Genomic DNA, 25072 nt, shown 5'->3' on the forward strand with positions numbered 1-25072 from the left:
CCGCCTTGAGCGTCACGGAGTCCGACACTCGAGGTGTCCCCGACCCGCCGTTCGAGGAGTGGGGTGACGGCCCCGCTCCCTATGCTCCCGGCGAGCGGCCCAGCCGGCCCGGTGACCGCACCCCGCCGCAGGACATGGCCGCCGAGCAGTCCGTGCTCGGCTCGATGCTCATCTCCAAGGACGCCATCGCCGACGTCTCGGAGACAGTGCGGGGCGTCGACTTCTACCGTCCCTCCCACGAGACGATCTACGACGCGATCATCGACCTCTACGGCCGCGGCGAGCCGGTCGACATGGTCACGGTCGCCGCCGAGCTGCAGCGCCGCGGTGAGCTGCAGCGCATCGGCGGCGCGCCCTACCTGCACACGCTCTCTGCCAACGTGCCGATCGCGGCGAACGCCGCCTACTACGCCGAGATCGTGCGCGAGAAGGCGATCCTGCGCCGGTTGGTCGACGCCGGCACCCGGATCGTGCAGATCGGCTACGCGGGTGAGGGGCAGGTCGACGACATCGTCGACCGGGCGCAGGCCGAGGTCTACCAGATCACCGACAAGCGCTCCACGGAGGACTACGCGCCGCTCTCGGAGATCATGGACGGCGTCCTCGACGAGATCGAGGCCATCTCCAACCGCGAGGCCGGGCTCTACGGCGTCCCCACCGGATTCGCCGACCTCGACGACCTCACCAACGGTCTGCACTCGGGTCAGATGATCATCGTGGCGGCGAGGCCCGCCATGGGCAAGTCGACGCTTGCCCTTGACCTGTGTCGCGCGGCGTCGATCCACAACAACCTGGCCAGCTGCTTCTTCTCACTCGAGATGACGCGGTCCGAGATCACCATGCGACTGCTCTCGGCCGAGGCGAAGGTGCCGCTCAACCACATCCGCAACGGCGCGATGACCGACGACGACTGGGCGAAGCTGGCGCGCAAGATGGGCGAGGTCTCCTCGGCGCCGATCTTCATCGACGACAGTCCCAACATGACGATGATGGAGATCCGGGCGAAGGCCCGGCGGCTCAAGCAGCGCCACGACCTCAAGCTGATCGTCATCGACTACCTCCAGCTGATGAGCTCGGGCAAGAAGGTCGAGTCCCGCCAGCTGGAGGTCTCGGAGTTCTCCCGGCAGATCAAGCTGCTGGCCAAGGAGCTGGAGTTGCCGATCATCGCGCTCTCCCAGCTCAACCGTGGCCCCGAGCAGCGCGGCGACAAGCGCCCGATGATGAGCGACCTGCGTGAGTCGGGCTGTGTCACCGCCGACACCCGGGTGCTGCGCGCCGACACCAACGCGGAGGTGACGATCGGCGAGCTGATGGCGTCCGGCGCCACCGATGTCCCCGTGTGGGCGCTCGACGACCGGCTCAAGCTGGTCCCGCGCACGATGACCCACGCGTTCCCCAGCGGGACCAAGGAGGTCTTCGAGCTCACGTTGGCCTCGGGCCGGCGGGTGACCGCGACCGGCAACCACCCGTTCCTGACCTACGACGGATGGGTGCCGCTGCGCGAGCTGACCGTGGGGGCCAGGGTCGGCTCCATCCGCCACGTGCCGCCGCCGCTGCAGATCACGCCGCGTGACGACGACGAGGTCGTGTTGCTCGCGCACCTGCTGGGTGACGGGTCGTTCGTGAAGCGGCAGCCGATCCGCTATGCCAGCGTCGATGAGGCGAACCTAGAGGCGGTTGCCGCGGCGGCTCGGCGCCGGTTCGGCATCACCGCCAAGCGAGACGACCATCCCGCGGCCCGGGTGACGACGCTCCGGCTTCCGGCGCCGTTCCACCTCACGCACGGCAAGCGCAACCCCATCGCTGCCTGGCTCGACGAAGACGGTCTCTTCGGACTCCGTAGCCACGAGAAGTTCGTGCCCTCCTGGGTGTTCGGGCTGCCCAAGGAGCAGGTGGGCCTGTTCCTGCGGCATCTGTGGGCCACCGACGGGTGCGTACACCTCGACGAACGCCACCGGGTGGGCCGGGTCTACTACGCCTCCACCAGCCGCCGGCTCGTCGACGACGTTGCTCGCCTGCTGGGCCGCTACAACGTGTTCACCCGCATCAGGCGGGTGCGCAAGCCCGGCTACCGCGACGGCTGGCAGCTTCACGTGGTCGGCGCCGAGAACCAACTGCGCTTCCTCGACGAGATCGGCGTGCACGGCGCCAGGGCTGAGCACGTCGAGCGGCTGGCGTCGTTCTTGCGTGACGTCCGTCCCACCACGAATCTCGACACGGTGCCGAAGGAGGTGTGGGGCAAGGTCCGAGAGGTCCTGGCCGTGGAGAGGATCAGCCATCGCGACTTCGCCGCGGCGATGGGCGTGCAGTTCTCCGGCTCGAGCATGTGGAAGTCCGCCCCGAGCCGGCAGCGCATGGCGCGGGTCGCCGACGTGCTCGGCGATGCCGACCTGGAGGTGCTGGCCACCAACGACGTCTACTGGGACACCGTCGCCTCGGTCACCTCGCTCGGTGAGCGGCCGGTCTACGACGCGACGGTGATGGGCGTGCACAACTTCGTGGCCAACGGCGTCCCCGTCCACAACAGCATCGAGCAGGACGCCGACATGGTGATCCTGCTGCACCGTGACGACGTCTACGAGAAGGAGTCGACCCGCCCCGGCGAGGCCGACCTGATCGTGGCCAAGCACCGCAACGGCCCCACGCGCGACATCACGGTCGCCTTCCAGGGCCACTACTCGCGGTTCGTCGACATGGCCCACTGACCGCGGCGACTGTTGTCGAGATGCAGCGAACATTGACAAGTCGCTGTCAATGTCAAGATCTACCGGTCCGGTGGACTTTCGACAGGCCAGGTGCGCCGGTGGTGGATGAGTTCGCGGAGCGACCCGACGCGGTTGGTCTCCTAGGACTTCTGGCGCGGCAGCGGTACGACGCGCAACTGGGGTCCACCCGGCGCCGCGATAACGCGCGGAATGCGCGGAGGTGGCACGTCGCGGGTCACAGCGGTAGGGGGCGGCCCTCGACGACGCTCTTCATCACCAGTGTCGAGGTGAGTCGCTGCACCCCCGGGAGCGTCGAGAGCTGTTGGTCGTAGATCTCTTGGAATGCGGGCAGGTCGCGGGCGATGACATGGAGGAGGTAGTCGGGATCTCCGAACAGTCGTCGGGCCTGCAGCACGTGGGGTAGGTCGCTGACGGCGTTCTCGAAGGTGGCCACGGTGTCGCGGTCGGCACCGCGCATGGTGACGAAGACGAGGGCCTGGAAGGAGAGTCCGAGCGCGACCGGGTCGAGGTGGGCGCGATAGCCGGCGATAGCGCCGGATCGCTCCAGGGCCCGCAGACGACGGTGGCATGGGGAGAGGCTGAGGCCGATCCGCTCGGCCAGCTCGGTGACGGTGAGCCGACCATCCCGTTGGAGTTCAACAAGGATCTGCTTGTCTACCGCATCCACCGGAAAGATCCTTTCAGACCTGTGCGGCTGGGGGCAAGAACTTGGAAGCACCTTTGGCCCGATCGCGGATACCGTTCCAACTACGCCAAGCAGGCACTGGCGCGGTTGGTACGACCACGAGGAGAGACCGATGACGCTGGGAACCGCCGGGGCGTTCTGGGCGGTGTCCTTCCTGTTCGTCATCACCCCGGGCGCGGACTGGGCATACGCGATGTCGGCCGGCCTGCGCTACCGCACCGTTCTCCCTGCCATCGGTGGCCTCCTTGCGGGTCACCTGGCTGCAACGGTCGTCGTCGCCGCGGGTGTCGCGGCTATCTTGAGCCGCTCACCGGTGCTGATGACCGCTCTGACCGTCTCGGGGGCTGCGTACCTGGTCTGGCTCGGTGTCGGCGTGTTGACCGCCGGCGCGGCGCCGTTCGTCGCAAGCGACGCCACCCCGGAGGTGTCGTGGGCGCGGCAGGCCGTCGCAGGGTTCGGGGTGAGCGGTCTGAACCCGAAGGTCTTATTGCTGTTCCTCGCGCTCCTGCCGCAGTTCGTCGACGCTGCCGCGTCCTGGCCGGTCCCCGCCCAGATCTTCACCTTGGGGCTCGTGCACATGGCCAGCTGCGCGGTGGTCTACAGCGTCGTGGGCATGGGAGCCCGCAGGCTGCTGAGCGCACGTCCGGCGGCGGCGCGCACGGTGTCACGCTTATCGGGCGTGGCGATGATGATGATCGGCGGTCTCATTGTCGCCAAGCAACTGCTCACATGAGCGGCGAGATGCCGGAGTGCTTCGTTGACCGTTCTGCCGCGCCGCCCGTCGACGTCGCCGCACCGACTCTCGACCCTGAACCGAGACTCGTTCACAACCTGCCGGAAGGAAGAATCATGGATCTTGAGGAGTTGCGCGTCGCGGTCTACCGGTCATTCGCCGAGATCGGACGAGCGCCACAGGCCCGCGATCTCGCCGAGCGGTTCGCGACCACCGAGGAAGCGGTCGTCGACGGGTTGCGCGAACTCGCCGAGGCACGTCACCTGGTGCTGGACGGCGAGGACCACATCGCCATGGCACACCCGTTCGCGGCCATCCCCCTCGGATTCTCGGTGATGGGCGCCTCCACGCTGTGGTGGGGCGGCTGTGCCTGGGACGCCTTCGCGCTGCCGCACCTGCTGCCCGAGCAGAGCCCGGTGCTCGTGGCCACCCGCTGCCCCAACTGCGAGCGGCCGCTGGCCTGGAACGTCGGCACCGACAAGCCCCCCGCCGGGTCTGAGGTAGCACACTTCCTGGTGCCCGCCGCGCACATGTGGGACGACGTCGTGCACACCTGCGGCCACCAGAGCCTGTTCTGCTCGACGCAGTGCGTCGACCATTGGCTCGAGCGCACCGGCAACGAGCGTGGCTACGTGATGGACCTCCCCACCTTGTGGCGGTTCGCCTCCGACTGGTACACCGGCCGGCTCGACTACGGATACACCCGCCGTGAGCCCAGCCAGGCCGCCGACTACATGCGCCGTGTCGGCCTCCGCGGCTCCTTCTGGGGCCTGTGACTTCGACGTAGGACAACCTAGGACAGACCCTTCCTCGGACACTCAGGACCTCGCACTGTGAGCTACTACGAGCCCCTCGACCAGACCACCCCCGGTGACCTCGTCGAAGAGACGTTCCTCGCCACCCGACACACCGGCAGCCCCTGGTCGGGCGACCTCCAGCACGGTGGCCCCGTCGCCGCCCTCCTCACCCGGGCGATGGACCGCTGCGCCCCGCGAGACGGGACCCGGCTCGCCCGGGTGACCGTCGAGTTCCTCGGCGTGGTGCCGATCAGCGAGGTGCGCACCTCCGCGCAGGTCGAGCGGCCCGGTCGGCGGGTGGAACTGCTGGCCTCACGGCTGGACGCCAGACAGGCGGACGGCACCTGGAGACAGGTCGCTCACGCGCGCGGTTGGCGGCTCGCCACCGAAGACACCCACGACGTTCACCATCACGCCGACCAGGTCGTGCCGCTACCTCCCGACGCGCCACAGCCGGCCGACCAACACCCGCTCCCGGCGGCCCTCCACACCAGCGCCTTCGTCCAGGCCCTGGACTGGCGCTACACATCGGCCGCCCACGTGCCGGGAACACCAACGGTCGCCTGGATGCGACTTGCACGCCCGCTCGTCGCGGGCGAACAGACCACCCCGCTCGAGCAGGCCGTGGCGATCGCGGATGTCGCCAACGGGATCGGTGCCCGCCTGGACCCAGCCTGCTTCACCTTCCCCAACACCGAGCTAAGCGTCCACCTCCACGAACGTCCACGCGGTTCGTGGTTCGGGCTGGCAGCCGAGACCTCCATCGGAGCCGACGGCATCGGCCTGAGCGCTGCCACTCTCCACCACGAGAACGGCCCCATCGGACGCGTCACGCAGACCGTGCTCGCTCAGCGTCGACACAGTTGATTCGAGCGCCGAGCGACCGCCTGCACTGAAACAGACCGCTACGCGCGAAACGCTCCCCGGGCTCGATGACGATGCACCCCGTAGGTGCAGCGAGATGGGCATCGGGATCTCGGCTATGAGCGGGCGCACCAAGCGGCCCGAAAGAAGGACCTCCTACGGCGAAGCCGCAAGTCCACCCGCCGAGCGGGCCGCGGGGCGGCCCGAAAGACCCGTGAGGAGACGTTTCCGGAGACGGTGACCCGTCCCGGCTGCCTACGTTGACGACGTCGTCCGATCCGGATCAGTTCGGCAAGGTTCTCCGCGGGAGTCTCGGCAATCTTCCGTGCATCTCGACAACTGTGTGCCGACCGACGTTGGACGTCAGTACCGCCGTGGTGAATAGGGTGCGGTCGTGATCCGTGAAGCGCTCCCCGGCGACTTCGCCGCGGTGATGGGCCTCTACCGCCAGCTGCACCCGGCTGACGCGACCACCGACCCGAGTCAGGCGCGCATGATCTTCGACTCGATCCTGAGGAACCCCGACCTGACGCTTCTGGTGATGGAGTCGGCGGACGGCGAGGTGGTTGCCGCGACGTACCTCAACATCATCCCCAACCTCACTCGTGGCGGTGCGTCTTACGCAGTGATCGAGAACGTCGTCGTTGAGGAGACGCTCCGCGGAACCGGCCTCGGCAAGCAGATCATGGCCGCGACGCTCCAAGAAGCCTGGGACCGGGGCTGCTACAAGGCCATGCTGATGACCGGCTCGAAGACGCCCGCGACTCACGCCTTCTACCGAGGCTGTGGCTTCTCGCCCGACGCCAAGACCGCCTACCTAGCTCGGCCCTGAACGAGAACGCCTCTACATTCGGGCAGTTAGGCCCTGCTCATCGGCGAGCCGCAGGGCGGCGTCGACCACCTGCAAGACGTCGACGGACCGCGCCGGGCCCTTGCGCCGCATCGTCGCCGACGGCTCACCCCACAGCAGCGCCAGGGTGCGGCTGGGCTGCGGGTCCCGGTGCTGCGGGTCGTCATCGGAGCGATGGCCGCATATTCGATTTACAACGTACATTGTACGTTGTATCATGAAGCAGTACTCGCACCGGGCCCCCGAAGTGCCTGCGGGCAGTCGGATCCAGACCCCGACGTGCGCTGACGCCGACCGTACGGAGAACGCTCTTGCTCCTCTGAGACCGCCGCCCCGACCACTTTCTGTCCACACGCGCGCGTTTCAGGAGCAACCATGTCCACCCGGCCCTCCGCTGTCTCGGTCTCCGACCTTCACTTCACCTGGCCCGACGGGACACGCGTCTTCGCCGGCCTGTCGTTCACCGTCGACGCGGGTCGCGTCGGCTTGGTCGGCCGCAACGGTGCAGGGAAGTCGACCCTGCTACGGCTGCTGAGCGGCCGACTCCGCCCGCACCGGGGTTCGATCCGGTGTGCCGGCTCGCTCGGCTACCTGCCCCAGGACCTCCCGCTGCGCCGCGACGCCCGTGTCGACGACGTGCTCGGGATCGCCGGCATCCGCCGGGCCCTCGCCGCCGCCGACTCCGGCGACGTCTCCGAGCCGGTCCTGGACACGATCGGCGACGCGTGGGACATCGAGCAACGAGCGCACACCCTGCTCGACCGTCTGGGGCTGGACTGCGATCTGGATCGGCGGCTCGGCGAGATGTCCGGGGGCGAAGCCGTCCTGCTCGGGTTGGCCGCCGAACTGCTGAACGAGCCCGACGTCCTGCTGCTCGATGAGCCGACCAACAACCTCGATCGGTCCGGACGAGCCCGGCTCGTCGAGGCCGTCCGGTCGTTCCGCGGGACTCTCATCGTGGTGAGCCACGACGAGCGGCTGCTCGAACACGTCGACGAGATCGGTGACCTGCACGACGGCCGGGTCGACTGGTACGGCGGCAACCTCTCGGCGTACCAGGAAGCGCTGGCTATGGAGCAGGAAGCGGCCGAACGGGCGGTCCGCGTCGCCGAGGCCGATGTACGACGTCAGCGGCGCGAGCTCGCTGCCGCCCACATCAAGCTCGACCGGCGCAAGCGCTACGGCCAGAAGATGTGGGACACCAAGCGTGAGCCGAAGATCGTCATGGGCGCCCGCAAGCGCGAGGCCCAGGTGTCCGCGAGCAAGCACCGCATCATGCACGAAGAGCGCCTCGCCACGGCGCGTGAACGACTCACCGAGGCCGAGGAGGGAGTCCGTGACGAAGCCGCGATCCGGATCGACCTGCCCGGCACCGCGTTGCCGGAAGGGCGCGTGGTGCTGCGCCTGGAGGACGTCGCGCTACGCAACGGTGCACGGGGGTCTCTCGAGGTGCGTGGCCCGGAGCGCATCGCACTCGTGGGAGCGAACGGCTCCGGCAAGAGCACGCTCTTGCACACCATCGCGGGCGAGCTGGAGCCGACGTCCGGGGTGTGCGAGCTGTGCGTCCCGGCCAGGTTGCTGCCGCAACGGATCGATGTCCTCGACGACGATCTGTCGGTGGTCGAGAACGTCGGACGATTCGCCCCCGCCTCGGACGAGAACCGCCGCAGGGCGCGGCTGGCCCGGTTCCACTTCCGCGGGCGCGCCGCAGACCAGCGGGCCGAGACCCTCTCCGGCGGAGAGAGGTTCCGCGCCGCGATGGCCGCACTGCTCCTGGCCGAGCCGACACCGCAGCTGCTGATGCTCGACGAACCGACCAACAACCTCGACCTCGCCAGCATCGACCAGCTCGTCAGCGCGCTGGAGAGCTTCCGCGGCGCGTTGCTCGTCGCCAGCCACGACGAGGCGTTCCTGCGGCGGCTCCACCTCACCCGCTACGTCGAGATGGCACCGGACCGGTTCACCCCGGCCCTGACCCCGCCGTCGTACCGCCCGGCGAGCGGCGGCCGCGGCCGACAAAGCCCCCGGCCGTAGGGACTCACCCCACGACCGACCCCGACACGCTCAGGCGGGGCCGTCACCTCGTCCGACCTCGAAGGAGCTCCATGACCCTGACAGACCAGCTTCACCACCTGATCGACCTCGGCCTTCCCGCCCTCGCCGACGTCACGTCGGCCGACCTCGCCGGATGGGTGGCCGAGGTGGACGGTGAGCCCGACGCGGTGCTGGCCGTGCACCCCACGCTGGTGCCCCCCAGCAGGCTCGCGCCCCTGCTCAGCAGGCAGGGCAAGCAGGGCTTCGTCGTCCACGACATGGCCGACCTCGACGACTTCCGCCCCACTCCGGACCTCGTGATCCCGGATCGGCCGCTGTACACACTGGGCGGCGTCGACCGCGGCGACGACATGCTGAACTGGAGCCCCGAGGAGGCCGCTCCCGTGATCGCTCAGCGAGGGCGCACGCCGCTGACGATCAGCGAGGGCATCAGCTGGCTCCTCCAGCAGCCCGAGGCCCTCGAGCCGAACCGGTGCTTCATGTGCATCGGCTCGCGAAAGCCGAAGCCCAAGGGGTACGACGCCCGCACCCCGGCGCTGTGGATCAGCGGCGGCACCGGACACGACGGACCGGCCCGCAGGAACGCTCCGAAGGTCGGCTGGTGCTGGTGGCGCAACCGGCACACCTGGCTGGGATTCGCCTCGGCCACCGGCCGCCGATGACGACAAGGCGATGGAGGGCAAGGCGATGAAGACAGGGAGGGATACCACCATGGCCGAGCGGTTCTCCGCGCGACGAACCGTACCCGCGCCACCACGGGCGATCTTCAAGGTCCTCACCGACCCGGACGGCCACGTCGCCATCGACTCCAGCGGCATGCTGCAAGGAGCGTCCGGCGTACCGGTCGAGCGAGTCGGCGACGCGTTCGTCGTCCACATGGACCGAGAGGCGCTCGGCGACCTGCCCATGGGCGCCTACGACGTCCGGGTCGTCATCACCCGCATCCAGCCGCCCGAGCGCGTCGAGTGGACCGTCGAAGGAACGATCAAGCCGCCGATCGGCCATGTGTACGGCTACGAGCTGGCCCCCCACCCCGACGGCTCCATCGTGACCTCCTACTGCGACTGGTCCGGCGCAGCCGACGAGTGGAAGCCCATCTTCCCCGTCATCGACGAGAAGGCGCTGCGGGCGTCCCTGGGACTCCTCGAGCGGGCCGTCCGGCGTGGCTACCCCACGCCGGCGGCCAGCCGTCTCCGCGCCGACAGCGAGGGCGACAGGGACCAGCAGTAGGGGGCTCCAGCCCGCGTGCCGGGCAGCCGACTTCGTCACCGCGGCCCGCGGCAGGCCCCTCGATCATGTCTGCGTCTCGTCAGCGACGCCGTCGACCGTCGAGGAGCCCAATCTCTTCCACACGGGACCGGTGTCCGCCTCCAGCGGCACCCTCCGGCACCGCAGATCAGACGGCGTCCATCCGTGCGGCAGACCTGCCCGACGGATCCCGAGGCCCGGATCCACCGCGTCGAGGAGGCCCTGCCATCGTTGGGGCAGCCAACGGCCGACGCGTACCGGATCTCCGTTCCATCCGGGAGGATCAGACCATGCTCGGACCCATCGCCACGGTGACCTGTCACGACGCCGATCGACCCGACCTGGCCGGCCGGCTGCGGAGCGCCGCCGCCGACCGTGGCCTCACCGGCTGGGTCACCGAGGCCGCGGGGAGCGACGGCACCGTCGCCGTCCTGGAGATCGCGGTCGGTGACCTCGGCCTCGGCCCGGTCGACGGCGGCGAGGGGTGGACGACTCTGTCGCGGCACCTCGGGAGCGTGCTCGACGAGGTCGCGCCGGCGATCGCCCTCGGCGCGTTCACGCCGGTCCTGGATCTCGACGAACCGGACGGGCTGATCGACGGGCGGCGATGGTGCAGCGGCCGCGTCGACCTCGCCCGGCTCGACGCCGACCAGACCGCGAGGTTCGACGCGCTCGCCGACCGACGGCTGGTCGAGGTGCGCGACGGTGCCGCGCGGTGGGCGACCCCGCCGGGCGTCCCGCTGGGAGCCGACCTGCTCGACGTGGCACCGCTGGAGCTCGCCGCGGCGACTTATCGAGCCTGGACCGGCGAGACGGCCGACCCCGCGCCGCCCCCGGACGACGTCGACGACGCGAACACCCCGGTGCTCTGGTGCTGGACCGACGGCGATGCCGCCCAGCTGGCCGCCGCGGTCGCAGCAGCCCTGCCCGACCACGGGGTCGACGACGAGCAGGAGTACGGCCCGCTCTCCCCGGTCGTCGTGACACCTCCCGTGAACGTCGTCGACCAGAGCGACCTCCTCGCCGCGCTACGGACGGCGGTGGCGGCCGGTGCCCCCGCCTGGGCGGGCCTGCTCCCCCGCGGCGGCGTCCTGCCCCCCGGGGTCGCGCCCGAGCTCCCCGAATCGGGCGTCGTCGACCACCTCTGGCTCAGTCGCGACTGGGCCGGCGACCTGCTCCCGACCGTCGCCGACGCCCTGGCCGGTGCCCCGACCGATGAGGTCGCCGGCGGCGTCCTGTTCGTCACCGGACCCGACCCGCGCGAGCCCGGCGCCGCGGAACTGGTCTGGCCCCCGATGGTGCGCTACGAGCGCCTGGTGGCTGCGGCCACGCTGCTGGGCCAGCGGCTGCGCGCCGACACCGAGAGACACGGGTCCGGCTAGCGCCGACGCCACCACGGACGCCGCGGAGCGGGCTCGAGGCGGTGACCGAGGGAGCGCCGAAACGCCCGGAGCGCAGCGCGCTCGCCGGCGACCTCGACCGAGCCGACCGGATGCCCCTCGAGCCAGCGGAGCAGATCGTCGGCGGCGGCGGACACGGTGACCGACGCCGGACCCTCCTCCGCCGGCGCGATCGCCTCCCCGTCGCTGAACCGCACCCACCACGACCGCCCGGAGTCCGCCGCCAGGAGCTGTGCGGGGGCGGGGTACCAGTGGACATCGGCCCCGGGGTCGCTCCAATGCACGAGGATCCGGTCGACGTAGTCGGTCGCCACCTCCGGGTGCAACGCAGGCACCGGGACGCCGCGGGCCTCGCCGGCCGCGATGGCCACGCAGATCGCCTCGTGGGCGAGCAGGCGCGCCACGTCATGGGAGGTGCCGGGACGGCCGAAGTAGTCCACCGGCAGGTCGGGGCCGACCTCCACCAGCAGCCGGGTCAGCCGATCCCGCACCCGCCCGATTGCGCCGAGCACCTCGGCGTAGCCCGACGGCGGAGGGCCCGCCTCGAAGGCGCGCCAGTCGGACTCCGGGTGCTCGAGGAGCCACGCCCAGATCTCCAGCGTCGACAGGTGGTCCTGGGCGTGGCCGAGGGCGTCCGTGCCGTGGGGCGGCACCTTCGCGTCCGGCTGCAGCCCGCTGAGGGCGTCCAGGGCCGCGCGTCCGTGGCGGTCGAGCAGGTCGAGGTACTGCGTGAGTGGGAGGGTGTGAGGGGACGTCACGCACCCGACCCTAGGCCGTGTCTGCCAAGTCCCGGCCGCCGCTCGCGGGGCGGCGCGATGCAGGCCACGGATACTGAGGACGCGGCCTGGGGGCACCCAACTCGGCGACCGGGTCAACAGCCCGGTTTCCCTCCGAGTGCGCAGGGCATGCTGTCGCCGTGAGCTCCCAAGTGCGCCTGCTCGTCGTCCTCCTCGCGTGCTCTTCGCTCATCTCAACGGTGGCCATCGCGGTGGCGGTGGTCGCCGGGGTCTCCGCCTGGCGCGACGACGACGACGAGCCCGCTCCGCGGATCGGCCGCGCGCTGGAGGTCGACGACCTGTGCGCCGCGGTCGAGCCGTTGGTCCCACGTGACCTCGACCTGGGCGAGGGCTCCTCCAGCACCGACACCGTCGACGGCAGACAGCGCGCCACCTGCACCGTGGGCAGCCCGGGGCGGGCCTGGCTCGAGGTGCGGGTCACCGGCTACGCGCTCCCGGAGGGTGACCCCCAGCAGACCCTCGACCAGCTGCTCGGCACCGCCTGCGATGCGCTCGAGCTGCACTTCCCGGTCCGGTTCGACCGGAACGACGCCGGTTGCCACGGGCAGGACACCGAGGCCACCCTCCGGCCGAGGATCACCACCGCGAGTCGGGTCTCCGCGCTCCCGCACCTCGACGCGCTCGTGAGCGTGGCCCTCACCCAACGCGACCACCCGGTGCGCAACGCGGTCTACGTCTCGGCGATCAGCTACGGCCTGCTCGGCACCGACCTCGCCGGGTGACCGCCGCCGCAGCCACCGCGGACAGGTCATCCACCGAACGACACTTCGCTACGGTCGCCACATGGCGGGCACGCGTTGGCCGCCGGCGAGTCGGTCGTGGCCGCTCGCTGAAGGCCCCCGGTTTCTAGCCGGGTCAGACGCCGACCCGGGTGCTGCGCCGCTCGAGGAGGACCACGTCGCGCCACTGACCGGCCAGCGGGCCGTGGGCCATCCGTCCGACCCGGCGGCGGGTGCCGACCACCCGGAAGCCCGCGGCCGCGTGCAGGGCCAGGCTGGCGGAGTTCTCCGGGAAGACGCCGCTCTGGATCGTCCAGATCCCCGCGGCCTCCGTGGACGCCACGAGAGCATCGAGAAGCAGCCGGCCCACTCCCCTGCCGCGGGCGTCGGGGTCGACGTAGACGGAGTGCTCGACCACCCCGGCGTACACGCAGCGATCGGAGACCGGCACGGCCGCCGCCCAGCCGAGGACCCGTCCGCTGCCGTCGACGGCGACGTGGCGATGCCCGGGCAGGCGCGAGTCGTCGAACTCCGGCCAGGAGGGCGGCGCGGACTCGAAGGTCGCGTGGCCGGTGGCGATCCCGGCCGCGTAGATGGTCCCGACCGCCGGCCAGTCGGCAGCGGCGAGCGGACGGACGTCGAGGGCGGCGGACGGCACGGACCTATCCTCCCCTGGCGCGGCCATGGCGCAGGAGCACCCGTGCGGTCGCCGGGTCAGGCCGGATCCGAAGCCTCCGAGTAGGGTCGCAGCGGGCCGGTGGCGGTGCTCCGCATCGCCGTCGCCAGGCGGGTCATCGAGCGGCCCGCCGCGAGCAGCGGCTCCGGGTCGCGCCGCGTGCGGCTGAGGATGAACGCGCCCTCGAGCGCCGCCAGGATCGCGGTGGCCAGGTCGCGGGCGGCCTCCGGATCGGAGACGATCGCCCGGCACCACGTGGACAGCCCCTCGATCCAGTCCGTGAAGACATCGGAGGTGGCCTGCCGCAGGGTCTCGTTGGTGCTGGCGACCTCGAGCGCCACCGTCGCGACCGGGCACGCATCTGCGTAGTCCGTGGCGACCAGGTCGGCCGCCGCCCGGTCGAACGCCCCGCCGAGCGATGCGATCGGGTCCTCCGCCGCCCCGAGTAGCCCCATCACATAGGCGCCGTACGCAGCGCCGCTGCTGCGAAGCGCGGCGTCCGCCAGGCCCTCCTTCCCGGCGAAGAAGTGGTAGATCGAGCCGACCCGCGAACGGGAGTCGGTCGCGATCTGCTGCAGCCCGGTCGCGGCGTACCCCTGCCGACGCAGCAGCGTCTGGGTCGCCGCCAGGATCCGGTCAGCCGTGCCGCCGGTCGAGTCCATCGCTGCCCTTCCCTGAGGTGCCTCGAGCATGGTAGGCCTGTCTTGAACGATCATTCAAATCCCGGCCACGACGCCGTCGGGACGACCCACGGAGGACCCGATGACCATCACGAGCCTGCTCACCGGAGCCGCGGTCGCCGTGGCCGCGCGTGCCGCCGTGCCCGCTCTGATCAGGGCGAAGCTGAACGGAGACGTGGTCCGCCTCGGCCGGGGCGACTATGGCCCGCTCCTCGCGGGCTACGCCGAGGACGCAACCCTCCACTTCCACGAGGGCGATCACCGATGGGAGGGCACCTATCGTGGGAAGGCCGCGATCGAGGTGTTCTTGAAGAACTTCGTCGCTGCCGGACTGACCGGTGAGATCGGCCGGGTCTGGGTCAGCGGCCCCCCCTGGGCCATGGAGATGTGCGTGCGGTTCGACGACGCCGCCCACGCACCCACGGGCGAACAGATCTACGCGAACCGCACGGTGCTGTGGGTGCGCACGCGCTGGGGTCGCATCGTCGAGCAGCGCGACTTCTACGAGGACACCCAGCGCATCCTCGACCTCGACGCCCGGCTCACCGAGATGGGCGTGCCGGCGATCGCCTGACCCCGTCCGACGCCGGTGGCTCGATCGGCGCGTTCTCCTCAGACGTCGTCCGGGGAGGATCGGCCCGGCCGGGTGCTGAGCCAGCGCTCACCCGCTGCCGGTGGCGAGCCGCTGCACCTCGGCGTACGACGGGGCGGCCGGCAGCGGGGCTCCGTCGCGCACCGCGCGGGCGGCGGCGACGGCCTGGCCCAGCGCGGACCGGTAGAGCAGCGACCCGGTGCTGATCCGGGCCACGCCCAGCTCCGCGAGTCGGGTGCGGGGGATCGCCGGCGAGGCCAGCACGTTCAGCGGCGCCCCGACGGCAGCCGTGAGCGACTCGATCGTGGCCTCGTCGAGCGCACCCGGGACGAAGACGCCGTCGGCACCGGCGTCGACGTAGCGACGGAGCCGGGCGATCGCCTCGCCGGGGTCGTGGTCGCCGACCCAGAACACGTCGGTGCGGGCGTTGACGAAGACGCCGGGGGCGCGCTGCTTGACCGCGGCGATCCGGTGCGCGTGCCGATCGGGATCGATGAGGGCACCGTCGGTGGCGTCCTCGAGGTTGACCCCTGCGACACCGAGGCCGACGACCAGGTCGGCCACGGCGCCGGGGTCGTCGCTGAAGCCGTCCTCGAGGTCGACGGTGAGGGGAACCCCGAGCCCGGCGGCGAGCAGCTCACCGGTGACCGCGAGCACGGCGTCGTGAGCGGCCCGGGTGGCGTCGGGCAGGCCGCGGGCGGCCGCGACGCCCAGACTGGTCGTGCCGACGGCGGGGAACCCCTCTGCCACCAGGGCGCGGGCGGATCCGACGTCCCAGGCGTTGGGCAGCACGAAGGGGTCGCCGGGCCGGTGCAGCTCGAAGAAGCCGGTGACCTCAGGGGGGTCGGTTGCGTCCACGCTCGACACGCTAGGGCACGCCCATCCGGACCCTGCCCCAGGCAGAAGGCGACCGGGCGGAGACCATGTCGTGACAGCAAGACCGGCTCCTGCAGCCCGGCCAGCGTTGCTGAGGACCTCCAGTGGTCGTCGCCCAGCCACCGAGCCGGGCCGAGGACGACGGCCAGACCCCAGGGCTGGGAGGATCTCCGCATGGACGAGGTGGCCTTCCGCGCGGCCGGCAGCGCCGACGTCGACGAGGTGGTCGACTTCTGGTCGCGGGCCGCCGAGAACGGGGCCCGGCCCGTCGACCGGCCCGAGCTGGTCCGGCGGCTGGTCGAGCACGAGCCGGAGGCGCTGATGCTCGCCACGCTCAACGGGCGGATCGTCGGGACGATCGTCGCAGGATGGGACGGTTGGCGGGCCAACCTCTACCGCCTGGCGGTCGAACCCGAGTTGCGTGGACGAGGCCTCGGCCGCCGGCTGCTGGCCGGGGCCGAGGAGCGGCTGCGGGCGCTCGGCGCCGAGCGGTACTGCGCGATGGTGCTCGACGAGAACGAGCTGGGCAGGTCGCTGTGGGAGTCGACCGGCTACACCCGGCAGGGAGAGTGGCGGCGCTGGGTGAAGCCCGTCCTCGAGGACGGCGGGCCACCAGACAAGGGAGGGCTCGGGGGGTGAGGAAGCCTCTCTTCGGGTGGCTCACCGCCGAGGCGATCTCGCTCACCGGCACCCGGCCGGTGGGCCGAGGGGCTCAGGCCGGGACCGGCAGCCCGTGCTGGCGGGCATAGGCGTCGCGGCAGGCGCGGGCACAGAAGCCGTGGGTCGTCCCGCCGTGGTCGAGGGTGATGGCCCGCGGCCCCAGGCGGACCTGCATGCCGCACATGGGATCCACCACGACGCCCTCGGGCAGTGGTCCCGACGGGTCGGGGTGCGCCCGGTGCTCTTCGGTCATGTAGGCCAGGACGTCGTCCGACGTGGCCGGCCGACCGGCCAGGCCGAGGCACCCGTCGTGGACGCCCACGACATTCACCCACAGGTCGTGGCCCGGCCGCTCCCACCCCTGGTCGGCATCCCAGGCACGGACAGCGCGGCCGATCAGCGAGATCAGCTGGCTGCCGGCCTCCTGGCGCCACGACTCCGGCACGGTGACCGTGATCCACAGCGGCGGTGTCGACTGCGCCGACCATGGCCCGTGCCCGGTCGACCAGTCCTCCAGCTCCCGGAACCCGAGATGGGCCATGGAGCGTGCCCGACGCAGCGTCGCCTCGGGCACGGCGGCGGACTCCTCCGGTCCGCCCAGGAACGCGGTGACGAGCCGGGCGACGAGAGCACGGCGTCGTCCGACGTCCAGAGCTCCGGCGGGTGTGGCGATCTCGACCAGGTTCATGCCCTGCCTCCCGCCTGGGGGTGCGCCTCGGCCCCGACGGGGGCTCGGTCCAAGAAGGTGATGACCTCCGCGATGCGGCCGTCCTGGTCCACCGTGATCAGGTCGGTGCCTTCCGCGAACGAGTCGTCGCCGCGGACGATCTCCCAGCGCAGTCGAGCCCGGTCCCGGAGGACCTCAGGCTCCCGGCGCGCGATGAAGGCGACGTCGCCGAGGTGCTCGGCGAATCGAGCGCTCAGCTCCAGCAGGTGGGGCACCCCGCGCCACTCGCCGAGTGGGGCGAGGTAGTGGACGTCGTCGTGGAACACGGTGGCGGCCAGCGCGGTTTGGTCCGGCCCGGGATCGCAGTTCCAGAACCGCAGGTAGCGTGACACCGCCGTGGCGGTGGTGCCGGCGGACTCGGTCGGCTTCTCGGTGCTCATCGTCGTCTCCTTCGGGAACGGGCGGCGGGATGCCGCCGTCTGCGACGACTGTGTCCACCGCGGCGGCGGGGTGTCGATGACCTGCCAGGTCATGGCCGAGCGCCCTCCGGCGGTGGCACCCTTGCCGCATGACGCTCACCCAGGAGCCCGTCGGACGACTGGTCCGGCGGTGGCGGGAACAGCGCCGCCGCTCCCAGCTCGACGTGTCGTTGGCGGCCGAGGTGTCGACCCGGCACTTGAGCTACATCGAGACGGGCCGGGCCGTGCCGAGCCGCGGCGTCATCGAGCGACTGTGCGAGGAGTTGGAGGTCCCGCTGAGAGAGCGGAACTCCCTCTACCTGGCCGCCGGCTACGCGCCGATCTACGACGAGCGCCCGTACGCCGACCTCGGTGTCGCGCGGGCAGCGGTCGAGGCCGTGCTGGCCGGCCACTTCCCGAACCCCGCCCTCGCGGTCAACGTGCGGTGGGAGCCGCTCGCGCTGAACGCGGCGGCGGAAGTGTTCCTCGGCGACCTCCCGGCGTCCCTGCTCCACCCGCCCGGCAGCGTCCTGCGCGCCACCCTGCACCCGGACGGGCTGGCTCCGCGGATCCGCAACTACGAGCAGTGGCGCGGTCACGTGGCCCGGCGGGTCCGTCGCCAGCTGGAGCGGACTGGGGCCGCCGGCCTCGGCGAGTTGCTGGCCGAGGTCGAGTCCTATCCCTGCCCGCCGGACCCGACGCAGGTCGGCCAGCCACCCGCGAACGACCTGGTCGTGCCGCTTCGGATCTCGACCGGGCAGGGAGACCTGGCCCTGCTCTATGCGACGACGGTGTTCGGCTCACCCCGGGACGTGACGCTCGACGAGATCGCGATCGAGACGTTCTTCCCCGCCGACGCGAGGACGGCCGAGATGCTGCGTGCGATCGCCGGGCCCGGCCGCGATGCCGGTGTCGGCGAGTCGTGGTGAACGCGGCCGCTTGACCAGCACCCAGGGCCTATCCGTGGCGCTCCTCGTCGGTGCCGAAGCCGTCCATCGCCTCCCGCTGCTCGAGCGGGGCCAGCTCCTGGAACAGGGTGATCGGCAGGCCCGCGGGGGCGTCGAGACGCGAGTTCAGCGACTGCCAGGGGGTCACGGTCGGGGGCGCGACCAGGCGTGCGCCGGCGTCGACCAGCCGACGGGTGCCGCCCTCGGCGTCGGTGACCTCGAAGGCCACCCGGATCCGGCCCTCGGTCGGGTGGCCCACCTCGACGTCGTCGATCATCCGGCGCTGCGCGGGATTGGCCAGCTCGAGCGTCGCCCGGCCGGCCTCGAGGATGGTCACCCTTGCGTCACCCTCCCCCTCGAAGGCGGCCTGCTCGGGCAGGCCGAGCACATCGCGGTAGAAGATCACCGCCTGCTCGTAGTCGTCGGCCTCCACCACCAGCCGCAGTTGGAGCACCGGCCGGTGATCGGCGGGGCTGGGGTCGGGAGCCGGGGGATTGCTGTCCACGCTCGGCACACTAGTGGCCACCACTCGAGGTTTTCCGGGTGTCCGTCACGATGGCCTGGTGCCGTTGACCGCTCGCGCCCTGAACCGAGCCACCCTCGCCCGACAGCTGCTGCTCGAGCGTGCCGACCTGCCGGTCGCCGACGCCGTACGCCGGGTGCTCGCCCTGCAGGCGCAGCAGCCGGCCTCGCCGTACCTCGCGCTCTGGAACCGGGTCCGCGGCTTCGACCCGGCCGAGGTCGACGCCGCGTTCGCCGACGGCCGACTGCTCAAGGCGTCGCTGATGCGGGTCACCCTGCACGCCGTGGCGGCCGACGACCACCCGTCGTTCCACCTGGCGCTCCAGCCGCTGCTGCGCACCACCCGCTTCGCCGACCCGCGGGTCGCCGAGAGCGGGTTGAGCGTCGCCGAGGTGGAGGGCCTGCTGCCGCCCCTGCTCGACCTCCTCGCCCACCCGAAGGGCAACGCCGAGGTCGAGGCCTGGCTCACCGACCGGGTCGGTGCGTCGGCGAAGGGGGTCTGGTGGTTGCTGCGCTGCTTCGCCCCGCTGGTGCACGCCCCCACCGGGCCGCCGTGGAGCTTCGGGCTGCGGCCCGCCTACACCCGCGCGCCGCACTGGCTCCCTTTCACCGACGACCCGCCGGGTGTCGCGGCCGCCGATTCCGCGCTGGCCGAGCTGGCGCGGCGCTACCTGCTGGCCTTCGGACCAGCCACCGTCTCCGACCTGGCCCAGTTCACGCGGGTGCAGCGCACCCGCGCCCGGCGCGCCCTGCTGGCGCTCGGGGACGCGGTGGTCGAGCTGGAGGACGCCGACGGCGCCGTGCTGTACGACGTCCCGGGCGCGTCGCTGCCCGACGAGGACACCCCGGCGCCGCCACGGCTGCTCCCGATGTGGGACAGCCTGCTGCTGGCCCACGCCGACCGGTCACGGGTGATCCCCCCTGCCTACCGCCGCGAGGTGATCCGCAGCAACGGCGACGTGCTGCCGACCCTGCTCGTCGACGGCCGGGTGGCCGGGGTGTGGCGACCCGTCGACGGCGCTGTCGAGGCGACGGCGTTCGAGTCGCTGAGCGGCGAGCAGTGGTCGGGGCTGGAGGCCGAGGCGGCCTCGCTGGCCGTGCTGCTGGCCGAGCGGGACCCGCGCACGTATCGCCGCTACGACCGGTGGTGGACCAGCCTCCCCGCGACCGAGGTGCGGCTGCTGCCCCGGTAGCGATCAGGCGGGGGCGGGCCCGGTGGACTCCCGCACGACGAGACGGGTGGGCAGAGTCGCGTGCTCGACCGGGTCCGGGCGTTTGTCGCGGCGGGCCGCGAGCACCTCGGTGAGTGCTTGCACCGCGGCCTCCGCCTTGGCGGCGACGTCCTGGCTGACCGTGGTCAGCGACGGGGTCGACGTGGCGGCGAGCGGGGTGTCGTCGTAGCCGACGACGGAGATGTCGTCCGGCACCGAGAGTCCCAGCTCGGCCGCCGCGCGCACCACCGCGTCGGCGAAGACGTCGGAGAAGCACAGCACCGCGGTGGGCCGGTCGGGTGCGCTGAGCAGCAGCCGGGCGGCGTCCAGGGCCAGGTGCGGCGGGCGGAACGGGCAGGTGACGAGCTGGGTGTCGACGCCGGCGGCGTCCAGGACCTCGCGCCATCCCGCGAGCCGGACCCGGGCGACCGTGGTCTGGGGCTCCCCGGCCGGGTCGTCGACCCGCTGGATCCGCTCGCCCAGGGTCAGGAACCCGATCCGCCGGTGCCCGAGGTCGAGCAGGTGCTGTGCCGCGGCGCGGGCCCCGGCGGGGTCGTCGACGGTGACGTTGGGAATGCCGGCGCTGGGGCGCTGGTCGACGGTGACCATCGGGAGGCCGCGCTTGCCCAGCCAGGCGACGTCGGTCGTGTGGGGGTCGCAGAGATAGACCAGCGCGCCGTCCATGGCGACGTCCCGGGCGGGCAGGAAGTCGCCGCTCCCCGACGGCATGAGCAGGGTCAGGGCGAGCCCGCGGGCGGTCAGCGCATCGGCCACCGAGGCCAGGAACGCGCTGGTGAACTCGTCCTCGAAGGCCTCCGCGAGGCTGTCGGTGAGCAGCAGGCCCACCGACCCGGTGCGGCCGCGGGCCAGCGCCCGGGCCGCGGGGTCGGGGCCGACGTAGCCCATCTCGTCGGCCGCGGCGAGGACCCGCTCGCGCAGCTCGGCGGAGAGCTGGTCGGGCTTGGAGAACGCGTTGGAGACCGTCATCCGGCTGACGCCGAGACGGTCCGCGATCGACTGCAGGGTGACCTTGCCCATCGGCGCGATCATGACATCCCCCGCGGCAACGCCGGGACGTCGACCCGTGGCGGACCGCCCGGTCGGCGGCCGGCTCACCCGGGGACGCAGCCGCCGGTGGTGAGCGAGGTGGGGCGTGCGGTGGTGCTTCGCTCGGCCGGCTCGACCCGCCGGGCGATCGCGTGCAGGGTGGCGGCGACGCCCACCCGGCTGCGGGCCAGGACGGGCCGGTGGTCGTCGGCGACGACCGGGGCGTCGGGGCGGGCGCTGAGCACCGCGCTGCGGGCGAGGTCGGTGGCGAGTCGGGCGGACGTGGGGTCGTACATGGTGGCTCCTCGAAACTGGTGCTGTACCGGTACAGTACGCCTGCGCGCTTTACCGGTCAAGAGGTTGATCAGCCGACGCATCCTTGGCCACCGTTCGCGCCGTCGGGAGGCGCAGGATCACCGGATATCCGGCGATCGCCCCACATCCCACGCGCTGCAACGCGTGGGGTGTGCGAGAAGCGCGTGGGAGGTCAGGCCGGAGCGGCGATCGCCTTCGGCGCCAGCGACGCGGCGATCGCGGCCTTGCGCCGGCGTACGGCCCCGGAGGCACGCACCTCGCGCACCAGCCCGGCGAGCTTGCGCGGAGCGGTGCGCGCGGTCAGCCCGGCGGTGAAGTCGTTGGGCAGCGAGAGCCGGACCACCTTGTGCCACGCGCTGGCGACCTGCTGCGGCAGCGGCCGGGCGTTGTAGGTCAGGCCGTAGCGAGCGAACAGCTCACGGATGCGCGGCGCGATCTCGCCGTACCGGTTGCTCGGCAGGTCGGGGAAGAGATGGTGCTCGATCTGGTGCGAGAGGTTGCCCGTGAGCGTGTGCAGGAGCCGGGGCCCGGAGATGTTGGCCGAGCCCAGCATCTGGCGCAGGTACCACTGGCCGCGGGTCTCCTTCTCGTCGAGCGCAGGCTGCTCGAAGGTCTCCACGCCCTCGGGGAAGTGCCCGCACATGATCACCGAGTGCGACCACAGGTTGCGCAGCGTGTTGGCCACGAAGGTGGCGAGCGCCGCGGGCCCGGCCGACCGGGTCGCCGCCCCCGCCAGCGCCGGCAGCACCACGTAGTCCTTCGTGGCCTGCTTGCGGATCTTGGCCAGCGTCGCCCGGATCTCGGTCTTCTTCTCCTCCGAGAAGCCCCGCCCGTCGCGCAGGTGGTCGCCCAGGTCGAGGTCGTACATCGCGATGCCGTACTCGAAGATGCAGGCGTTCACGAAGTTCCACAGGGGCTGGACGAGGTAGCGGGGCTTCCACTCCTGGTCCTCGTCGACGCGCATGATGCCGTAGCCGAGGTCGTTGTCCATGCCGAGGATGTTGGTGTAGGTGTGGTGCACCTCGTTGTGGGTGCGCTTCCACTGCGCCGCAGGCGATGCGAAGTCCCACTCCCAGGTGCTCGAGTGGATCTTCGGGTCACGCATCCAGTCCCACTGGCCGTGCAGGACGTTGTGGCCGATCTCCATGTTCTCGAGGATCTTGGCCAGCGTCAGGCCGGTGGTGCCGAGGATCCAGGCCGGGGGGAACCGCCCGGCCAGCAGCACGAACCGGCTGCCGAGCTCGAGTCCGCGCTGGACGGCGATCACCCGACGGATGTACGCCGCGTCGCGCTCGCCGCGGCTGTCGAGGACCTCCTGACGGATCGCATCGAGCTCGCGGCCGAGCTGCTCGATGTCGGCGTCGGTCAGCCCCTGGATCTGGTTGGCCGGCTTTCTCTGCAGTGCTGTCACACCCCCAAGGTTCCCCGACGCCTGGTCGCGCACGCGCGTCGGGGAGGTGACGGTCACATTTCCGCGCTAGTCCTCTTCATTGGAGTGAACATGCTTTAGCATGATGTCATGCACCTGACCGAGCGAGAGCGAGAGATCGTCGCGCTGCTGCGCCGCGACCCGCTGCTCAGTGCCGAGGCGATCGCCGCCCGGCTGGGCAGCACCCGCGCGGCGGTGAACGTCCACCTGTCCCGACTCGGCCGCAAGGGCGTGATCCTCGGCCGCGGCTACGTGCTCGCCGAGAGCCCGGGTGTGGTGGTCGTCGGCGGCGCGAACATGGACATCAAGGCGCGCAGCGCCCGGCCGGTGGTGGCCCGCACCAGCAACCCCGGCACCGGCACGATGAGCCCCGGCGGGGTCGGCCGCAACGTCGCCGAGAACCTCGCCCGCCTGGGCACCCGCACCCACCTGGTCGCCTCGGTCGGCCAGGACCCCCTCGGCGACCAGGTGCTGGTCGCCACCTCCGGTGCCGGTGTGCGCGTCGAGCACGTACGCCGGAGCTCGGCGCCCACCGGCACCTACACCGCGGTCCTCGACGCCGACGGCGAGCTCGTCGTCGCCGTCGCCGACATGGCCGCCACCGAGGAGCTCGCCCCCGAGCACGTCGACGCCGCCCGCGACCTGATCGCCGCCGCCGGGCTCGTCGTCCTCGACGGCAACCTGGTCACCGCCACCCTGGCCTACGCCCTCGACCTGGCCACTGCCGCCGGCAGTCGGGTGGTGCTCGAGCCGGTGAGCGTGCCGAAGGCCGCCGCCCTCGCCGAGCTGGTCACCCCCGACCGGCCGCTGTTCGCGATCACCCCCAACCGCGACGAGCTCGCGGCGCTCACCGACCTGCCCACCGGCAGCGACGACGAGCTGGTGGCCGCGGCGACCAGCCTGCACGAGCGCGGCGTCGCGCACGTGTGGGCCCGCCTCGGCGAGCGCGGGTCGCTGCTGGCGTCACCGGGGCGCCACGTGTTCCTGCCGGCGATCCCGACCGAGGTCGTCGACGTCACCGGCGCCGGCGACTCCGCCCTCGCCGCCTTCTGCCACGCGGTCGTCCTCGGCGACGACCCCGTCGACGCCGCCGCCTACGCCCACGCCGCGGCGTCCCTGACCATCGCCGCCCCCACCACCGTCCGCACCGACCTGACCGACCGACTCGTGAGGAGCCTCCTGTCATGACCCCCCAGACCATCCCGCACCCCGCCCTGCGGCTCACCGACGAGGTCGCAGACGCGCTCGCGGACGGCCGCCCCGTCGTCGCGCTGGAGAGCACGATCATCAGCCACGGGATGCCCTACCCCCAGAACGTCGAGATGGCGGTCGAGGTCGAGGGCATCATCCGCGAGCACGGCGCCGTGCCCGCCACCATCGCCGTGCTCGGCGGCCGCCCGCACATCGGCCTGGACAGCGCCGCCCTCGAACTGCTGGCCAGCCACGAGGACGTGATGAAGGTCAGCGTCCGCGACCTGCCCTACGTCGTGGCCCGGGGACGGCACGGTGCGACCACCGTCGCCTCCACGATGCGGCTGGCGGCCCTGGCCGGCATCAGCGTCTTCGTCACCGGCGGCCTCGGCGGCGTCCACCGCGGCGCCGAGCGCAGCTTCGACGTCAGCGCCGACCTCACCGAGCTCGGCCAGACCTCGGTGACCGTGGTCAGCGCCGGGGTGAAGAGCATCCTCGACATCGGGCTCACCCTGGAGAAGCTGGAGACCCTGGGCGTGCCGGTGCTGGTCGAGGGCAGCGACGAGTTCCCGTCGTTCTTCTCGCGCAGCAGCGGGTTCGCCGCCCCGTTGCGCGTCGACGGCCCCGCCGAGATCGCCGAGGTGATGCGCGCCAAGTGGAGCCTCGGCCTGGCCGGCGGCATCGTCGTCGCCAACCCGATCCCCGCGGAGGACGAGATCCCCGCCGACGAGATCGGCGTGATCATCGAGCAGGCCGTGGGTGACATGGAGCGGCTCGGCATCCACGGCAAGGACGCCACGCCGTACCTGCTCGGCCGGATCGTCGAGATCACCGGCGGCGCCAGCCTCACCGCCAACATCGCACTGGTGCGGCACAACGCCCGCCTCGGCGCCGCCATCGCCCGCGCCTACGCCGGGTAGGCCGGTA

At 71.8% G+C, this 25072-nt stretch carries 27 protein-coding genes; 16 read left to right on the top strand and 11 right to left on the bottom strand.

Features of this window, described 5'->3' with window-relative positions; translation table 11 throughout:
* The first annotated feature begins 134 nt into the window (after positions 1 to 134).
* A complete protein-coding gene (locus tag D6B71_RS08605) occupies positions 135 to 2705 on the top strand; it encodes a replicative DNA helicase (RefSeq protein WP_206051652.1) in 2571 nt (856 codons plus the stop codon).
* Between the two features lie 235 nt (positions 2706 to 2940).
* Here D6B71_RS08605 and D6B71_RS08610 read toward each other — a convergent pair whose 3' ends face one another.
* Complete coding sequence (locus D6B71_RS08610; protein WP_121254055.1) at positions 2941 to 3393, bottom strand: Lrp/AsnC family transcriptional regulator; 453 nt, start codon at positions 3391 to 3393, stop codon at positions 2941 to 2943.
* 130 nt (positions 3394 to 3523) lie between these two features.
* Here D6B71_RS08610 and D6B71_RS08615 point away from each other — a divergent pair, with 130 nt between their 5' ends.
* From D6B71_RS08615 to D6B71_RS08655, 8 genes are all read left to right on the top strand, one after another.
* Entirely contained in the window at positions 3524 to 4144 is a 621-nt protein-coding gene (locus D6B71_RS08615) for a LysE family translocator (RefSeq protein ID WP_121254057.1), read from the top strand.
* 116 nt (positions 4145 to 4260) lie between these two features.
* Positions 4261 to 4920, top strand: coding sequence for an organomercurial lyase (gene merB / locus D6B71_RS08620; protein ID WP_121254059.1), 660 nt, complete (start codon positions 4261 to 4263; stop codon positions 4918 to 4920).
* Positions 4921 to 4977: 57 nt separating this feature from the next.
* Entirely contained in the window at positions 4978 to 5808 is an 831-nt protein-coding gene (locus D6B71_RS08625) for a thioesterase family protein (RefSeq protein ID WP_121254061.1), read from the top strand.
* A gap of 391 nt (positions 5809 to 6199) precedes the next feature.
* Positions 6200 to 6637, top strand: a complete 438-nt coding sequence (locus D6B71_RS08630; protein ID WP_121254063.1) for a GNAT family N-acetyltransferase — start codon at positions 6200 to 6202, stop codon at positions 6635 to 6637.
* A gap of 393 nt (positions 6638 to 7030) precedes the next feature.
* Entirely contained in the window at positions 7031 to 8689 is a 1659-nt protein-coding gene (locus D6B71_RS08640) for an ABC-F family ATP-binding cassette domain-containing protein (protein WP_121254065.1), read from the top strand.
* Positions 8690 to 8760: 71 nt separating this feature from the next.
* Positions 8761 to 9372: a DUF5701 family protein gene (locus D6B71_RS08645; protein WP_121254067.1), complete on the top strand. Its 612-nt coding sequence runs from the start codon at positions 8761 to 8763 to the stop codon at positions 9370 to 9372.
* A gap of 49 nt (positions 9373 to 9421) precedes the next feature.
* Entirely contained in the window at positions 9422 to 9940 is a 519-nt protein-coding gene (locus tag D6B71_RS08650; RefSeq protein WP_121254069.1) for an SRPBCC family protein, read from the top strand.
* Positions 9941 to 10248: 308 nt separating this feature from the next.
* A complete protein-coding gene (locus D6B71_RS08655) occupies positions 10249 to 11340 on the top strand; it encodes a hypothetical protein (protein ID WP_121254071.1) in 1092 nt (363 codons plus the stop codon).
* On the opposite strand, the gene D6B71_RS08660 is transcribed toward D6B71_RS08655, so the two are convergent.
* The gene (locus tag D6B71_RS08660; RefSeq protein WP_121254073.1) at positions 11337 to 12116 is read right to left on the bottom strand and encodes a hypothetical protein; all 780 of its coding nucleotides are present in this window, start codon (positions 12114 to 12116) and stop codon (positions 11337 to 11339) included. The genes D6B71_RS08655 and D6B71_RS08660 overlap by 4 nt on opposite strands.
* 158 nt (positions 12117 to 12274) lie before the next feature.
* Here D6B71_RS08660 and D6B71_RS08665 point away from each other — a divergent pair, with 158 nt between their 5' ends.
* Complete coding sequence (locus D6B71_RS08665) at positions 12275 to 12877, top strand: hypothetical protein (protein ID WP_126688214.1); 603 nt, start codon at positions 12275 to 12277, stop codon at positions 12875 to 12877.
* Positions 12878 to 13010: 133 nt separating this feature from the next.
* On the opposite strand, the gene D6B71_RS08670 is transcribed toward D6B71_RS08665, so the two are convergent.
* Together D6B71_RS08670 and D6B71_RS08675 are read right to left on the bottom strand one after the other, a co-directional pair.
* The gene (locus D6B71_RS08670) at positions 13011 to 13532 is read right to left on the bottom strand and encodes a GNAT family N-acetyltransferase (protein WP_240641221.1); all 522 of its coding nucleotides are present in this window, start codon (positions 13530 to 13532) and stop codon (positions 13011 to 13013) included.
* Positions 13533 to 13588: 56 nt separating this feature from the next.
* Positions 13589 to 14212: a TetR/AcrR family transcriptional regulator gene (locus D6B71_RS08675; protein WP_121254079.1), complete on the bottom strand. Its 624-nt coding sequence runs from the start codon at positions 14210 to 14212 to the stop codon at positions 13589 to 13591.
* A 100-nt stretch (positions 14213 to 14312) separates the two neighbouring features.
* Here D6B71_RS08675 and D6B71_RS08680 point away from each other — a divergent pair, with 100 nt between their 5' ends.
* Positions 14313 to 14804 (top strand): nuclear transport factor 2 family protein, encoded by a 492-nt coding sequence (locus D6B71_RS08680; RefSeq protein WP_121254080.1) that lies wholly within the window; start codon positions 14313 to 14315, stop codon positions 14802 to 14804.
* 87 nt (positions 14805 to 14891) lie between these two features.
* On the opposite strand, the gene D6B71_RS08685 is transcribed toward D6B71_RS08680, so the two are convergent.
* On the bottom strand, positions 14892 to 15680 hold the full coding sequence (locus D6B71_RS08685) for an isocitrate lyase/PEP mutase family protein (RefSeq protein ID WP_121254083.1): 789 nt from the start codon (positions 15678 to 15680) through the stop codon (positions 14892 to 14894).
* Between the two features lie 192 nt (positions 15681 to 15872).
* On the opposite strand from D6B71_RS08685, the gene D6B71_RS08690 reads away from it, so the two are divergent.
* Entirely contained in the window at positions 15873 to 16337 is a 465-nt protein-coding gene (locus D6B71_RS08690) for a GNAT family N-acetyltransferase (RefSeq protein ID WP_121254085.1), read from the top strand.
* 73 nt (positions 16338 to 16410) lie between these two features.
* Here D6B71_RS08690 and D6B71_RS08695 read toward each other — a convergent pair whose 3' ends face one another.
* A complete protein-coding gene (locus D6B71_RS08695) occupies positions 16411 to 17046 on the bottom strand; it encodes a hypothetical protein (protein WP_121254087.1) in 636 nt (211 codons plus the stop codon).
* Positions 17043 to 17465, bottom strand: coding sequence for a nuclear transport factor 2 family protein (locus tag D6B71_RS08700; protein ID WP_121254427.1), 423 nt, complete (start codon positions 17463 to 17465; stop codon positions 17043 to 17045). The genes D6B71_RS08695 and D6B71_RS08700 overlap by 4 nt, the downstream gene beginning before the upstream one ends.
* 128 nt (positions 17466 to 17593) lie before the next feature.
* On the opposite strand from D6B71_RS08700, the gene D6B71_RS08705 reads away from it, so the two are divergent.
* Entirely contained in the window at positions 17594 to 18412 is an 819-nt protein-coding gene (locus D6B71_RS08705; RefSeq protein WP_121254089.1) for a helix-turn-helix domain-containing protein, read from the top strand.
* Positions 18413 to 18440: 28 nt separating this feature from the next.
* On the opposite strand, the gene D6B71_RS08710 is transcribed toward D6B71_RS08705, so the two are convergent.
* On the bottom strand, positions 18441 to 18935 hold the full coding sequence (locus D6B71_RS08710; RefSeq protein WP_240641222.1) for a VOC family protein: 495 nt from the start codon (positions 18933 to 18935) through the stop codon (positions 18441 to 18443).
* A 58-nt stretch (positions 18936 to 18993) separates the two neighbouring features.
* Between D6B71_RS08710 and D6B71_RS08715 the strand changes: the two genes are divergently transcribed.
* A complete protein-coding gene (locus D6B71_RS08715) occupies positions 18994 to 20145 on the top strand; it encodes a winged helix DNA-binding domain-containing protein (protein ID WP_121254090.1) in 1152 nt (383 codons plus the stop codon).
* 3 nt (positions 20146 to 20148) lie between these two features.
* Here the strand turns inward: D6B71_RS08715 and D6B71_RS08720 are convergent, their stop codons facing one another.
* From D6B71_RS08720 to D6B71_RS08730, 3 genes are all read right to left on the bottom strand, one after another.
* Positions 20149 to 21201 (bottom strand): LacI family DNA-binding transcriptional regulator, encoded by a 1053-nt coding sequence (locus D6B71_RS08720; RefSeq protein ID WP_121254431.1) that lies wholly within the window; start codon positions 21199 to 21201, stop codon positions 20149 to 20151.
* 74 nt (positions 21202 to 21275) lie between these two features.
* The gene (locus D6B71_RS08725) at positions 21276 to 21506 is read right to left on the bottom strand and encodes a hypothetical protein (protein ID WP_121254092.1); all 231 of its coding nucleotides are present in this window, start codon (positions 21504 to 21506) and stop codon (positions 21276 to 21278) included.
* 191 nt (positions 21507 to 21697) lie between these two features.
* On the bottom strand, positions 21698 to 22936 hold the full coding sequence (locus tag D6B71_RS08730) for a fatty acid desaturase family protein (protein ID WP_121254433.1): 1239 nt from the start codon (positions 22934 to 22936) through the stop codon (positions 21698 to 21700).
* A gap of 108 nt (positions 22937 to 23044) precedes the next feature.
* On the opposite strand from D6B71_RS08730, the gene D6B71_RS08735 reads away from it, so the two are divergent.
* Both D6B71_RS08735 and D6B71_RS08740 read left to right on the top strand, forming a co-directional pair.
* A complete protein-coding gene (locus D6B71_RS08735; RefSeq protein WP_121254094.1) occupies positions 23045 to 24142 on the top strand; it encodes a carbohydrate kinase in 1098 nt (365 codons plus the stop codon).
* Complete coding sequence (locus D6B71_RS08740; protein ID WP_121254096.1) at positions 24139 to 25065, top strand: pseudouridine-5'-phosphate glycosidase; 927 nt, start codon at positions 24139 to 24141, stop codon at positions 25063 to 25065. Before D6B71_RS08735 ends, D6B71_RS08740 begins: the two co-directional genes overlap by 4 nt.
* Positions 25066 to 25072: the final 7 nt, after the last annotated feature.

This window comes from Nocardioides ferulae (assembly GCF_003660455.1).
GTDB lineage: Bacteria > Actinomycetota > Actinomycetes > Propionibacteriales > Nocardioidaceae > Nocardioides > Nocardioides ferulae.

Coding starts and splice junctions, on each gene's coding strand:
- D6B71_RS08735 (WP_121254094.1), top strand. CDS start 23,045: ATGCACCTGACCGAGCGAGAGCGAGAGATCGTCGCGCTGCTGCGCCGC.
- D6B71_RS08700 (WP_121254427.1), bottom strand. CDS start 17,465: ATGAGCACCGAGAAGCCGACCGAGTCCGCCGGCACCACCGCCACGGCG.
- D6B71_RS08675 (WP_121254079.1), bottom strand. CDS start 14,212: ATGGACTCGACCGGCGGCACGGCTGACCGGATCCTGGCGGCGACCCAG.
- D6B71_RS08680 (WP_121254080.1), top strand. CDS start 14,313: ATGACCATCACGAGCCTGCTCACCGGAGCCGCGGTCGCCGTGGCCGCG.
- D6B71_RS08645 (WP_121254067.1), top strand. CDS start 8,761: ATGACCCTGACAGACCAGCTTCACCACCTGATCGACCTCGGCCTTCCC.
- D6B71_RS08650 (WP_121254069.1), top strand. CDS start 9,422: ATGGCCGAGCGGTTCTCCGCGCGACGAACCGTACCCGCGCCACCACGG.
- D6B71_RS08655 (WP_121254071.1), top strand. CDS start 10,249: ATGCTCGGACCCATCGCCACGGTGACCTGTCACGACGCCGATCGACCC.
- D6B71_RS08740 (WP_121254096.1), top strand. CDS start 24,139: ATGACCCCCCAGACCATCCCGCACCCCGCCCTGCGGCTCACCGACGAG.
- D6B71_RS08615 (WP_121254057.1), top strand. CDS start 3,524: ATGACGCTGGGAACCGCCGGGGCGTTCTGGGCGGTGTCCTTCCTGTTC.
- D6B71_RS08725 (WP_121254092.1), bottom strand. CDS start 21,506: ATGTACGACCCCACGTCCGCCCGACTCGCCACCGACCTCGCCCGCAGC.
- D6B71_RS08605 (WP_206051652.1), top strand. CDS start 135: ATGGCCGCCGAGCAGTCCGTGCTCGGCTCGATGCTCATCTCCAAGGAC.
- D6B71_RS08705 (WP_121254089.1), top strand. CDS start 17,594: ATGACGCTCACCCAGGAGCCCGTCGGACGACTGGTCCGGCGGTGGCGG.
- D6B71_RS08690 (WP_121254085.1), top strand. CDS start 15,873: ATGGACGAGGTGGCCTTCCGCGCGGCCGGCAGCGCCGACGTCGACGAG.
- D6B71_RS08720 (WP_121254431.1), bottom strand. CDS start 21,201: ATGGGCAAGGTCACCCTGCAGTCGATCGCGGACCGTCTCGGCGTCAGC.
- D6B71_RS08695 (WP_121254087.1), bottom strand. CDS start 17,046: ATGAACCTGGTCGAGATCGCCACACCCGCCGGAGCTCTGGACGTCGGA.
- D6B71_RS08640 (WP_121254065.1), top strand. CDS start 7,031: ATGTCCACCCGGCCCTCCGCTGTCTCGGTCTCCGACCTTCACTTCACC.
- merB (WP_121254059.1), top strand. CDS start 4,261: ATGGATCTTGAGGAGTTGCGCGTCGCGGTCTACCGGTCATTCGCCGAG.